Origin of the sequence: Candidatus Pelagibacter sp. HIMB1542, from assembly GCF_052047835.1 — a bacterium.
Taxonomy (GTDB): domain Bacteria; phylum Pseudomonadota; class Alphaproteobacteria; order Pelagibacterales; family Pelagibacteraceae; genus Pelagibacter.
In genome coordinates, this window is sequence record NZ_JBNAJB010000002.1 from 95,325 (window position 1) to 108,929 (window position 13,605).

General features: G+C 26.8%; 11 protein-coding genes and 1 other RNA gene. 1 reads left to right on the forward strand and 11 read right to left on the reverse strand.

Features of this window, described 5'->3' with window-relative positions; all coding sequences use genetic code 11:
• The 11 genes from ACTTBI_RS04855 to ACTTBI_RS04905 form a co-directional block, all read right to left on the reverse strand.
• Positions 1-1,119, reverse strand: coding sequence for an FtsW/RodA/SpoVE family cell cycle protein (locus ACTTBI_RS04855; protein WP_440652897.1), 1,119 nt, complete (start codon positions 1,117-1,119; stop codon positions 1-3).
• Positions 1,109-2,392 carry a UDP-N-acetylmuramoyl-L-alanine--D-glutamate ligase gene (gene murD / locus ACTTBI_RS04860; RefSeq protein WP_440652899.1) on the reverse strand — a complete coding sequence of 428 codons (1,284 nt, stop codon included), beginning with the start codon at positions 2,390-2,392 and terminating at the stop codon, positions 1,109-1,111. Before murD ends, ACTTBI_RS04855 begins: the two co-directional genes overlap by 11 nt.
• Positions 2,392-3,477 (reverse strand): phospho-N-acetylmuramoyl-pentapeptide-transferase, encoded by a 1,086-nt coding sequence (mraY, locus tag ACTTBI_RS04865; RefSeq protein ID WP_440652900.1) that lies wholly within the window; start codon positions 3,475-3,477, stop codon positions 2,392-2,394. The genes murD and mraY overlap by 1 nt, the downstream gene beginning before the upstream one ends.
• Positions 3,478-6,321 (reverse strand): UDP-N-acetylmuramoyl-L-alanyl-D-glutamate--2,6-diaminopimelate ligase, encoded by a 2,844-nt coding sequence (locus tag ACTTBI_RS04870; protein WP_440652901.1) that lies wholly within the window; start codon positions 6,319-6,321, stop codon positions 3,478-3,480. It lies immediately after the preceding gene.
• A 2-nt stretch (positions 6,322-6,323) separates the two neighbouring features.
• Entirely contained in the window at positions 6,324-8,015 is a 1,692-nt protein-coding gene (locus ACTTBI_RS04875; protein ID WP_440652903.1) for a peptidoglycan D,D-transpeptidase FtsI family protein, read from the reverse strand.
• The gene (locus ACTTBI_RS04880) at positions 8,012-8,320 is read right to left on the reverse strand and encodes a cell division protein FtsL (protein WP_440652904.1); all 309 of its coding nucleotides are present in this window, start codon (positions 8,318-8,320) and stop codon (positions 8,012-8,014) included. The genes ACTTBI_RS04875 and ACTTBI_RS04880 overlap by 4 nt, the downstream gene beginning before the upstream one ends.
• Entirely contained in the window at positions 8,317-9,327 is a 1,011-nt protein-coding gene (gene rsmH, locus ACTTBI_RS04885; protein ID WP_440652905.1) for a 16S rRNA (cytosine(1402)-N(4))-methyltransferase RsmH, read from the reverse strand. The genes ACTTBI_RS04880 and rsmH overlap by 4 nt, the downstream gene beginning before the upstream one ends.
• Positions 9,328-9,345: 18 nt before the next feature.
• Positions 9,346-10,821, reverse strand: coding sequence for a cell division protein FtsZ (gene ftsZ / locus ACTTBI_RS04890; protein WP_440652907.1), 1,476 nt, complete (start codon positions 10,819-10,821; stop codon positions 9,346-9,348).
• 1 nt (position 10,822) lies between these two features.
• Complete coding sequence (gene mraZ, locus ACTTBI_RS04895) at positions 10,823-11,290, reverse strand: division/cell wall cluster transcriptional repressor MraZ (RefSeq protein WP_440652909.1); 468 nt, start codon at positions 11,288-11,290, stop codon at positions 10,823-10,825.
• 272 nt (positions 11,291-11,562) lie between these two features.
• Positions 11,563-11,919: RNase P RNA component class A (gene rnpB / locus ACTTBI_RS04900), an RNA gene on the reverse strand.
• A gap of 41 nt (positions 11,920-11,960) precedes the next feature.
• Positions 11,961-12,692, reverse strand: coding sequence for an N-acetylmuramoyl-L-alanine amidase (locus tag ACTTBI_RS04905; RefSeq protein WP_440652911.1), 732 nt, complete (start codon positions 12,690-12,692; stop codon positions 11,961-11,963).
• Positions 12,693-12,793: 101 nt separating this feature from the next.
• Here ACTTBI_RS04905 and ACTTBI_RS04910 point away from each other — a divergent pair, with 101 nt between their 5' ends.
• Positions 12,794-13,600: an MlaA family lipoprotein gene (locus ACTTBI_RS04910; RefSeq protein WP_440652913.1), complete on the forward strand. Its 807-nt coding sequence runs from the start codon at positions 12,794-12,796 to the stop codon at positions 13,598-13,600.
• Positions 13,601-13,605 lie beyond the last annotated feature (5 nt).

The following is a 13,605-nucleotide window of genomic DNA, read 5'->3' on the forward strand; positions in this document are numbered from 1 at the left end:
TTATATTTTTCTTTTTGTTAAGTTTAAAATTATACCAGTCAATATGGATGTACTTACAATTGAAGAGCCTCCATAACTCAAAAAAGGTAATGTCATTCCAGTTGTTGGAAATAATCTTATATTAACTCCAATATGAATTGTTGCCTGCATAAGAATTAAACTTACTGATCCAATTAGAATGAGTTTATTTTGCTCCTTAGTTTCAAAACTTATTTTTTTAAAAACCATATAAATTAGGACTAAAAACAAAATTAAGATTAAAATTATGGCAATCACACCAAACTCTTCAGAAATTACTGAAATAATATAATCAGTATGTGCTTCTGGTACTCTATTTTTTAGTGTTCCTTCTCCTATCCCTTTTCCAAAAAAACCTCCACTTGTTATTGACTCTATTGCTTTATCTGATTGAAAATTATGAGTACCTGTTTCTTTATCAAAAAATGAAAAAATTCTAGCTTTAATATAATTAAATTTTGGTATGTAAATAATCATATAAGACAACAAAATTAATCCAATAAAAGAGATTGTGAGCAAAAAATATAAATTAATACCTGAGCAAAATATCAAAACAGCCCAAGAAAAAACTACTAATAATGTTTGACCTATGTCTGGCTGAATTATCAGTAGCAAAGAAACTAAAGTCATTAAAATGAATGACGCTAAATATTTGAATAAAATATTGGTTTCATTTTTACATAAAATAATTGCAAGAATTACAATCAAGAAAGGTTTCACTATTTCTATGGGTTGAAATCTTGGTAAAAAAAATAAATCGATCCATCTTCTTGATCCCTTAACTTCTATGCCAATTATAGGCACTAAAAACAAAGAGAATATTGAAATAAAAAAGAGAATTATTGAAAATTTATACAATTTATCTTGATTTAAAGATGAAAAAATAAAAATAAGAATTACTCCAATAATTACATAAATTAAATGTTTAAAAAAAAAGAAATAATTGTTTGTATCTAATTTGTCTGAAGCTATGAGTGATGTTGATACTAAAGAGAAGAAAAGTCCAATAGTAAATAGAATGCAAACTAAAAACAATATAGGTTTGTCAATATTTTTCCACCACTGGTAATAAAATTTATAAATTATGCTATTACTTTGCATATATATATTTTTTAACTATTTTATTGAAGTAATTGCCTCTATCTTCAAAATTTTTAAAACTATCAAATGATGCACCAGCAGGACTAAAAAAAATTATATTTTTTTTAATTTCTTGATCTTCTATCTCTAAGAAAATTGCACGTAAAGTTTCATTTAAAGTTTTATATTTTTTAACCTTTAATTTATCTCTCAAAACTTTATGAAACTTATTTCGATATGAACCAAAAATGAATGCTTTTATATTTTTATATTTTATTTTAGATAATTTGAATTTATCATTTTTTTTGGGTATTCCCCCCAAAATCCAATAAACATCATTCAAATTATTTAATATATTTTCTGAAGAAGCAAAGCTTGTTGATTTAGAGTCGTTTATTATTGTTAAATTTTTTTTATCAAAAACAATTTGTTGTCTATAATCAAGTCCCTTAAAATTATTAATTGTTTGGATTAATCTGTTTTTAGATAGTTTCAATTTAGGTGCAATTTCTAAAATAAATGAAAGATTTTCTCTATTACCATCGGAAGCAAAGTATTTATTGCTAATCTTATCAATTATGTTTTTCCAATTCGAAATATCAACCTTATAAATTTTTGACTTAAATTTATTTTTTTTAATTTTTTTTGAAATTAATGAATCATTTTTTTTAACGTACGCAAAATTTCCCTTAACTTGAGACTCGATTAATTTAAATTTTGCATTAACGTAATTTTTTAAGTTCCTGTGTCTTTCAATGTGATCTGCTGAAATATTTAGAATTAAGCTATATTTTGATCTAAAAATCTTTGAATAGTCTAGCTGATACGACGAGGCTTCAATCACAAAAATCGTTTTTTTTGTTATTTTTTTCTCTGCAAGTGCTGGATTTCCTATGTTACCAATCAATCGAGCATCTTTTTTTTGATCAACCAAAGCATCATGTAGTATTTTTGCTGTAGTAGATTTTCCATTTGTGCCTGTGATTGTTATGCTCAAATTATCATAAAAAGAGTACAAAACATCAAGATCTGTATAAATTTTTTGTAAATTTTTTTTCAAGAACGTCGATAATTTACATTTTGAAATATCTATTCCTGGACTAATAATAATTACATCAAAACTTATTTTTGAAATTTTACTTAAACTAACTAATTTTTTATTTATTTTTGAATTGTCATCGAAAAGATAAACATCTGCTTTTTTTTTTAAAAATTTATATGAAGATAATCCACTTTTGCCTAATCCATATATTAATATTTTTTTTCCTAAAAAAATATTTTTTTTATTTTTCATTATCTTAATTTTAACGTAGCAAGTCCTATCATTGCTAAAATTATTGAGATAATCCAAAATCTAATAACTACGGTAGATTCAGGCCAGCCTTTTTTCTCGAAATGATGATGTATAGGTGCCATTCTAAAAATTCTTTTTCCTGTAAGTTTAAATGAAATTACCTGGACCATTACGGAAACTGCTTCTAAAACGAAAAGACCTCCCGTTATCGCTAAAACAATCTCATGTTTAGTTATAATACCTACTGCTCCTAAAGAACCACCTAAAGATAAAGAGCCTGTGTCTCCCATAAAAATTTTAGCTGGAGGAGCATTAAACCATAAAAATCCTAAGCAAGCTCCAATAATTGCTCCACAAAAAATTGCAACTTCACCTGTTCCTTCAATATAAGGAATTTGTAAATAATTTGAAAAAACAACATTTCCAGTTACATAGCTTATAAATGCAAAACAAGCTGCTACCAATATTACTGGTACTGTTGCTAAACCGTCTAGACCATCTGTAAGGTTTACAGCATTAGAAGAACCTATTATTACAAATACAGCAAAAGGTATAAAAAACCACCCAAGATTAATTATTAAATTTTTAAAAAAAGGAAAATATAAATTATTTAAATCTTGATAATCATTCAAATAAACAAACAGACCTACACCTAGTAACGCTAAAATAATTTGTACAGTTATTTTAAACTTTGATGAAATACCAGAGGAATTACTTTGCTCAATTTTTTTATAATCATCAAATGCACCAAGTAATCCAAACGAAAGAGCAATGTATAAACAAAATAAAATATTAATATTTGATAAATCTGCCCATAAAATAACTGAAATAATTAGGCCAAGTAAAATAATAATTCCACCCATTGTTGGTGTTCCAATTTTTTTAACTATGTGGTCTTCAGGTCCATTCTCCCTGATTGGATTAAAAATTTTTTGATTTGAAAAAAATTTTATAAAAGGTCCGCCAATAAATAGAACTATCACTAATGATGTAAAAAAAGATAAACCTGTTCTAAAAGTTAAATATTTAAAGACGTTTAAAAAGCTAAAATTATCAACGAAATTTAATAGAAACTGGTATAGCATTTATTTTAAACCTTTTATTTCATTAACTATCTTATTAAAACCTGTCGCAAGTGAGGCTTTAATCATTAAATAATCATTGTTTTTAATATCATTTCTAATCAAATCATCTATCTCAGATTTGTTACGTAATATTTTACCTTTTTTACTATTAGATATTTTTTTATATATCAAAGAAGCCATTTTTCCTTTTACGAAAACCTTATCAATTTTAGTTTGATTTATTAATGGAGCAATAGATTCATGGAGTTTTTTAGAATAACTACCAAGCTCCAACATGTCTCCAAGCAGCAAATATTTTTTAGACTTGTTTGACTTTATTTTATCAAAATTTTTAATAGCAGAACTTAATGATAGTGGGTTTGAATTATAACTTTGATCAATTAAATTTATTTTTTTATTATTTATTTTTATTGTTGAATGGTCCCCTCTTCCATCAGGAATTTTGAAATTTAAAAAAATATTTTTATTTAAATTAAATATATTTGAATTCACACTAATAACAGCTAATGCAGATAGAATATTATAAATATTGTTTTGATAGTCATCAGAGATTATAAAATGTTTAATTTTATTCATAAATATAATTTTAATTTTAAAATTTTTTCCAAACGATTTAATATCTATTAGCTTAATATCTGCTCTTTTACTTTTGATACCAAATGAAATTAATTTAAGTTTTTTCTTTTTAGAAATTTGTCTATGAAGTTTAAAAAACTTATCATCTGCATTTAAGATAATGGAACCATTTAATTTAATATTATTTATAATCTCTGATTTTGCTAAAGCAATCTCTTTTATATTTTTAAAATTTTTTGCATGTGCATAATTTATATTTGTAATAACTCCAATATTTGGCTCAATTATTTTTGTTAGATAATCAATCTCACCTTTTTTGTCCATTCCTACTTCTAAAACTCCATATTGATCATTTTCTTTAATATTAAGAAGACTTAAAGGTACTCCAAATTTATTGTTATAAGACTTTGGTGATATACTTGTAATTGAAATTTTTCCCAACACACTTCCCAATAATTCTTTGAGTGTAGTCTTTCCACAACTACCTGTGATAGCTATAATGTTAGTGCTTATATTTTTTCTATATACTTTTGAAACATTTGTTAAAAATTTTAAGGTATTTTTAACTTTTATCTGTCTTTTAATATCAATATTATTTTGAATTCTATTTACAATTGCTAATGATGCTTTCTTCTTAAATGATTGTGGAACAAAATTATTTCCATCATTTACTTTTCCTTTGATAGCAAAAAATACATCATTTTTACTTACTTCATTAGAATTAATCCTAGCATTATTTATAGAAATAGACTTTGGTAATTTTTGAGTTTTGGAAAGTTCTGTGATTATATTTACCTTTAATTGATCAGACAAATTTTCGTTTTTTAATTTGATTTCGGTTAGAATTTTTTTTCTATCAGAAAATTTAATTTCTTTTTTACCAATTTCCTGTGTGCTTTCGTGACCTTTTCCTGCAACTACTAAAACTTCTCCACTTTTCAAATTTTTAATAGCTTCTGATATTGCTTTTCCTCTATTAGAAATTTCTGTAATTTTCTTGCCATTGATGCCCTTTTTAATATCTTTTCTTATATTCATTGGGTTTTCGTAACGAGGGTTATCATCAGTTAAGTAGATATTATCTGCATAAATACTTGCTATTTTACCCATTTTCATTCTTTTGTTTTGGTCTCTATTCCCCCCACAACCAAATAAAAGGTTTAACTTTTTATCAGGAAATTGCTCCTTAATATTTAAAAGACAAACTTTTAAGGCATCAGGCGTATGTGCATAATCAAGAATAACAATTGAATTATTTTTAATTTTTCCAATTTTTTCTAATCTACCTTCAACTGTTTTTAATTTTGGTAAGACTTTTAAAATATTTTCAAAATTTAAATTGCTTTTTTGTGTTGCCATTGCAGCCATCAAAATATTATTTATTTGAATTTTACCTATTAAATTTAAATTAATTTCCTTAATTAAATTTTTATGTTTAAATTTGATTAATTGATTTTCATTATCATATCTATGAGATAATATTTCAAAATTACTTTTCTTTTCATTTATTGCTGATAATTTTAATTTTTTTTTTAAAGAGATTTTCTTGATTGTTTTATATTGAGATATATTTTTATCTGTAATTATATTTCCTTTTTTTTCAATTAAATTCTCAAATAAATAAAGTTTTGCTTTTAAATAATTTTTTAAATTTTTGTGATAATCAAGATGATCTTGTGATAAATTTGTAAAAATTCCAGATTTAAAGTTTAATCCATCTAATCTATATTGTTTTAATCCATGACTGGAAGCTTCCATGATAACGTTTTCAACTTTTTCTTTTTTTAATTTTTGTAAGATCTGACCTAATCTAATAGGATCAATTGTTGTATTTAATAAATTTAAATTAATATTTTTTGATTTAACTCCTAATGTCCCAATTGAAGCTACTTTTTTTTTATTTAATTTCATTATTTGAAGATAAAATTCAGCAACTGAAGATTTTCCATTAGTTCCTGTAACAGCTACTAAATTTTTTGGTATCTTGTTGTAAATTTTAAATGAGACTTCTGCTAATAATTTTCTTATATTTTTTGTTCTTATAAACAAAATTCCGTTACGAAAATTTTTAATTCTTTGTTCTGTAACAATTATTTTAGAACCTTTTTTTATAGCTTTAGAAATGAATTTATTTCCATCTTTACTGTTTCCCTTGATTGCAAAGAAAATATTATTTTTTTTTAATGATCTAGTATTAAAAGAAATACCTGAAAAAAATAATTTTTTATAATTTTTGTGGATACCCTCAAAATAATTACCAAGTAACATCACTATTTAACCTGTATATATTTTGTGGCTAAAATAGGCCCAATTTTGTCAATTATTTTTCCTGCTACTTCTACTGATGTCCACCCAGCTGTGTTATAAAGTGTTCCCTTCCATCCACCTTTTCTATGCCTGTACTTATAATAATAATCTTTTGATTTCTTAGGTGTATCTAACATCACAACAAATACAAATTGAGGATTTGATGTTGGAAAAACTGAACTAAAAGTATTTATTTTTGCCTCTGAATATTTTCCTTCTTCTGGTTGGTCGGCTGTGCCTGTTTTGCCTCCAATTTCATAATTTTGAACATCTGCAAATCTAGCAGTACCCTCCTCTGTATTAACAATTTTTCTTAAAGCATTAACAACTTGTTCTGAAATTCCTTTATTAATTATTCTTTTGTTGTTATTTTTTTTGTTATCTTCCTTAAAAACCAATGTTGGTTTTACATCATAACCACCATTGGCTAAAATAGCATATCCTTTTGCTAGTTGAAGAATGGTTGTTGCTACTCCATGACCAAAAGATGCTGTTGCTAATCTACATTTTCCAAAATCATAATCAATTTGGGGTGCCACCTCTTCAATATCAAAATCAATTTGTCTCAATACTCCAATATCCTCTAAAAAAGATTTAAATTTTTCTGGACCAACTTTTTGAGCAATTCGTACTGAGCCTATGTTTCCAGATCTAACTAAAATTTGCTCAGCAGTTAAATCTGAAGGTATTTCATTATCATATTCTCCAATTCTGTATCGGTCACACTTAATTGATTTTGGTAAATCTAAAAATTCAGTATCTGGTTCAATTAATTTTTCATTTAAAGCGCTTGCAAAAGTAAAAACTTTAAAAACTGAACCAAGTTCATATGTTCCTTTTGTTACTCTATTAATATAATTGACATCCGATATATTTTTTCTCTCATTTAGATTAAAATCAGGTAACGAGACTAAAGAGAGTATATTGCCATTATTAACATCCATTAAAATTGCTGCACTTCCTTTGCTTTTAAAAATTTCCTGATATTTTAATAATTCTTTTCTAATCAAAAATTGTAAGTCTTTATCAACAGTTAATTTAATTGAGTCTCTAGATGATCTAAGATTTTCATTTAACGATTTTTCCAAACCTGAAATACCATTATTGTCATTATCTATTTGTCCTAAAATATGACTAAAAAGATTTTTCTGTGGATACATTCTAAGCACTTTTTCCTCAGGGATAAGAGATTTATCTCCCAACTTCATAATTTGTTCATATTTTTCCTCTGAAATTTTTTTCTCTAAATAAAAAAACTTTTTGTTTTTTATTTTTTTTTCAACTTCATTAAAATCTTTATCTGGGAAAATAATTTTTAGACTTAACAGTAATTTTTGTTTACTAATTATGTCTGAAGTTTTAAGACCAACATCAATAGATTTAACCGTTTTTGCTAAATAATTTCCATTAATATCTAAAATATCTGCTCTATAAAGATCACTACTGAAATTAAGTGTGTTGTTGGTATTTTCAACTTTTGCCTCTCGAGAGCCTAAATGAATTAAATGTATTGTGTATATTGAATAAACAATAAAAAAGACAAAAAAAATAAAAGCAACTCGATTAAATTGAATATTTAATCCAGTATTGCTTTTTTTATAAGCAAAATCATTTTTGTGATCTTCAATTGTTAATCTTTCATTAAAATTACTCATTTTTTCTTAGTTATTTTATAATCCTCTAATTTATTTACATTTTCTGAAATATTATAAATTTTAATATCCTCTATTTTTTTTTGAACTAATTGATCTTCAAAATATAAAGATTGATATTCTAATAATTTTTCAGCAGAACTTAGATAATCATATTCCAACTGAATATTTTCTAAATCTGATTTTAAAAGTCTTACACTTTCTTTATAAGCAAATATTTTATCTTCAATTTTTTTTGTAGTATTTTTGATAATTGCTGTAGTTAAAACTAAAATTATAATTGTTAATGCTAGTAATAATTTTTTCAAAGTTTATCTCCAAAGTTTTCAATTTCTAAAAAATTTTTAAATTTTTCCTCTATATCTGTGTCAAAATTAAAGAAATCACTTTTCTTAATTGCATATCTTAGTTTTGCAGATCTCGAAGGTGGGTTTTCTTTTATCTCAAGATCAGATGGAACAATTGGTTTTTTTTGACTTAAATTAAAAAGAGTTTCTTTTTGTTCAGTTTGAGGTGTGTATCTTGAAATACTTTTATTTTGAGAAAGGCTTTTTAAAAAATATTTTACAATTTTATCTTCCAAAGAGTGAAACGTAACAACTGCTAAAACACCTCCCTTTTTTAGTACTTTTGTAGCATTTATAAGTCCATAAATTAATTCACTAATTTCTTTATTTACAAAAATTCTAAGAGCTTGAAAAACTTTAGTTGAATTATGTACTTTAAAATTTTTTCTTATTTTTGATTTATCAACAATTTTAATTAAACTCTGTGTATCAATTTTCTTTTTTAATCTTTCTTTTACAATATTTTTAGAAATATATTTTGCATCTTTTTCATCTCCAAAGTATTTAAAAATTTTCTCCAACTCTTTTGCATCAAGTTTATTTATAACATCAGCAGCCGAATAGTTATTTAAACCCAATTGCATATTTAAATCTGTTGTTGAGTTGAATGACAATCCTTTTTTAGGATCTTTCATTTGTGTTAATGAATATCCTAGATCAAAAATAACACCTTTGATGTTTTCGTTTTTAATTTTTAAATTCGTTAATTGACTAAATTTTAAATTTTTGAAAACAAATCTATCTTCAAAATTTTCTAAAATTAAATTTGCAACTTTTTGACTTTCAATATCCCTATCAAGTCCTATTACGTTTGTATTTTCAAACTCTAATATTTTTTTTGAATATCCACCTTGACCAAATGTACAGTCTATAAATGTGCCACCATGTTGAGGGGTGATAACGCTAATAATTTCTTCTAGCAGTACTGGATAATGTTTTTGTACATCCGGTACTATGGTGGCTTCCATTTATTTCTTTGAAGACCATTAATTTTTTTGTCTTCTTAGGAAAGCAGGAATTTCAAGATCATCTTCATCTTCTTGATCCTCAGAATTTAACAAATCTGAAGGAGAAGAGTTTTCGCTTTCAGAGCTAAATAAATCTGGCGAATCTGAATCTACACCAAATTCCTTAAGATCATTTGATGGTTCTTCTTGAATATTTTCATCATGATTTTTTTCTTCAAATGTTTCCACTGCTTCTTGAGTAAACGACTTTTCCATTTCATTTACAGTGCTGTCTTCAACAATGTTTTCTGTTACTGCACTGTTTTCTGTAACGAAATTTTCGTTCATCATTTTATTTTCAACACTTACTTGCTCTTGTTCTTGAACTATTTCATTCTCAACCTTAAGAGCGTTAGCACCGTTAGTAATTGGACTTGATGAATTTGAAAAATTAAATGCTGGAGAGCCCATATTTGAAAAATCAGAGTAACCTGGATTACGATTTTGTATTCTGTGCACCATATTTACCACTGATTTAGACTCTGGTTGTTGACCATCTAATGAAGTTGCAACAATTGAAACTCTCATTTTTCCGTCTAAGTCAGCATCAGTTATTGCTCCTATAATTAACTCAGCTTCTGGATCAACCTCTGCTCTTACTTTGTTAACTGCTTCATCAACTTCAAATAGTTTTAAGTCTTTACCACCAGTAATATTTACTAGTAACCCTTTAGCACCCTTCAAAGTGTAATCGTCAATTAATGGGTTGCTAATCGCCATCTCTGCAGCTTTAAGTGCTCTACCTTCACCTTCAGCTTCTCCAGTGCCCATCATTGCTTTACCCATTGAAGCCATTACAGTTTCAACATCTGCAAAATCTAAATTAATTAATCCAGGTCTTACCATTAAATCTGTAATACTCTGAACTCCATGCATCAAAACATTATTTGAAAGATTAAAAGACTCTTCAAAAGTTGTTTGTTCGTTTGCAATTTTAAATAGGTTTTGGTTTGGAATTACAATTATAGTATCTACATGTTTTCTTAATTCTTCCAATCCTAGTTGTGCTCTTCGCATTCTAGAGGGGCCTTCATATAAAAATGGAAGAGTCACAACACCTACAGTTAATATATTTAATTCTTTAGCAGCTCTAGCGATGACATGAGCAGCCCCAGTACCCGTTCCACCACCCATACCAGCTGCAATAAAAACCATATTTGCACCTTGAAGTGTATTTACAATTTCATTTAAAGATTCATCAGCAGCCGCTTGTCCTATATCCAATTTTGCACCCGCACCTAAACCCTTCGTTAAATTTAAACCAATTTGAATTCTAGTTTTTGCTTTGCTTAACTTTAAATCTTGAGCATCTGTATTTACTGCAATAAATTCTACCCCTTGAAGTTTATTATCAATCATTTCATTTATTGCATTTCCTCCAGCTCCACCTACTCCTAAAACTAAAAGTCTTGGCTGAAGTTCTTTTATCTCTGGTGCTTTAAAGTTAATTGTCATCTTATTTCCCCTCATTGTTGTTAAAATGTTTTTCCCATTTAAGACTTGCTCGATTTAAATTTGCTTTTTTTCTTGCTGATGTCTTAAATTTTTCAAATGCTGTTGGTTCCCAAATTTGAAAGGTTTGACCTTGACCAACAAATAACATGCTATTTTTTATTTTTGCATGTTTTAATAATTTTGATGAAAGTGAAATTCTACCCTCACTATCAAACTGCAAATTAGTACTTTCTGCTAAGATAGATGTTGCAAAATAATCTCTTTTTTCCTCAAAAGGATTTAAAGAATCTATTGATGAAGAGATTTTTTCAATTCTGTCTTGAGAGCATACTTCTATTGAAGAATTATTAAAAGAAGGATAACAAATAACGCCATTATAACCTAAATTAGATAAATGAGATCTAAAGCTAGCAGGCACAGATACTCTCCCTTTTTTGTCCAATCTGTTCTCGTAAGTAGATAAAAACATATATTTTTAATTTTTTAAATTCCATAAATGGGAATATATGGGAATATATGGGTATTTAAAATAATAGTCAAATGTTGATTATGTGCTTAATTAAAGTCATTTTATTAAGAAAAATTTAAAATAATGATTTAAAATCGACGAGCTGTTTCATTTATTTGTTTGTTGAGATGATAAGGATGCTTATTCAAGCTCCATTTAAATTTATGATTCTAGCTGTAAAGATAATTATATTGATATTTTGTTATTTTGTTTTTTTGTTTTTTAAACTGTGAAGTGCCAGATAAACTATAAGCCGGGTTCTGTCATTTAAACTTATCATTTGTCTAGGCTTAAGATCACTCTTAAGCTCAAGCAACTAACCCTGATGACTAGCCAAGGACGGCTTTTAGTTTTACAACAATGTCATCTCTACTTAGTCTTGCTCCCAGTGGGGTTTTCCAGCGTTCATTGTTACCAATAGAACCGGTGTGCTCTTACCACACCTTTTCACCCTTGCCATGTTATGGCGGTTTATTTTCTGTGGCACTATCCCTAGGGTTTCCCCCGCCAGGCATTACCTGGCACTGTGTCCTTGTAGAGCCCGGACTTTCCTCTCTAAAAAAATTTAAAGCGATAAGTCATTTATCTGGCTTGATGAACTTATTATTAAACTTTAAAATTACAAGATAAATTAATTAAGCTTTTTTATTAAGTTTTCGCTTATTAATAAACATTCTTTATCAATTTTGCCATTTACTAGTTCTTGTCTAAATCTCCTTTGAAATGCAAATGTGATGATTTTATAATATTTATTCTTATTTATTTTTGAACTTTTAGGATAACCAATTTTAAAAAGATTGTTTATAAATTTTAATTTTAATAAATTTGAAATATTTAATTCTCTTTCTTTTTTTATCTTGGTTTGACTCAAATCATGCCAAATTCCAATTTTGTTTTTTGATAAAAATGCCCATGGAAATTTCTCACCAGGATCTAATTTTCTATCTGGCGCTATGTCAGAGTGACCTAGAATTGATTTTGAATTAATTTTAAATTTTTTAATTAAATTCTTAGTTAATTTTATTAACGAGTAAATTTGTTTTTTAGAAAATTTTTTATATTTAAATTCATGACCAGGATTAGTTATTTCAATTCCTATAGAATTTTTGTTTAAAAATTTAAATTTTTTCCAACTAGAAATTCCTGCGTGCCAAGCTTGATAGGTTTCGGGTACCATTTTTATAATCTCACCATTATTTTTAATTAAATAATGACAGCTGACTTTAGAGTTGTGATTTAATAATTTTTCTATTGCTTTTTTTTCAAATTTCATTCCTGTGTAGTGAAAAACTATAAATTTTATATCGCTTTTTTTTCTTTTTTTCGGATCAAAATTTGGAGAATAATTTAGAATTAATTTCATACTCAATTTGGGTACAAATTTAGGCTATTTATTAACAATTTATGGTCACTTTTGAAATTTAATTCTACTTTAATATTAAATTTTATATAATATAAATTTACATGTTAAAAAAACTAACTATCTTAATATTTTCTCTATCCTTAATTGCATTTAATGCTAACGCAGGTTCTGATGGCGAACTAGCTTTAGATGAAAATAAATCTGAAGCTCAATCCACAAAAGATTGTTTTGAAAAGCTGAACAGAGCAACATTTTCTTTCAATCAAGGTCTTGACAAAGCAGTAATTAAACCAATAGCGAAAGGATACAGAAAATTGCCAGAAAAAGTTCAAAAAGGAACTAGCAACGCTGTAAAAAATTTATCTAACTTGGTAACTATACCAAATAATGTTTTGCAAGGTGATCTTAAAACTGCGATTATAAATACTGCTCGATTAGCAGTTAATACAACTATTGGATTATTAGGAACCATCGATGTAGCTAACAAGGTGGGTTTTCCTAAATATGAAAAAGAAGATTATGGACAAACTCTTGGTAAATGGGGCTTTGGCCCAGGTTGTTATTTAGTGCTTCCAGTTCTAGGTCCTACTACTATTAGAGATACTACAGGATCTTTTGCAAATGTAATGGGTGGTGATCCTTGGTACAATGCCTCAGTACATGGAAACAATGAGTTTTTAAGTGAGGGTGCTTATATTGCATCAAAAGCAATCACTGGAATTGAATTTAGAGCAAATAATATTGAATCTTTTGAAAATCTTGAACAAAATTCAATAGATTTTTATGCCTCTGTAAGAAGTTTATATTTACAAGATAGAGAAAATAAAATTAAAAATATTCAAAGAGGAAATGTAGAAGTCATATACGAAGATGATGATGACTGGGAAGAAATTGAAACAAACAAATAACTGAT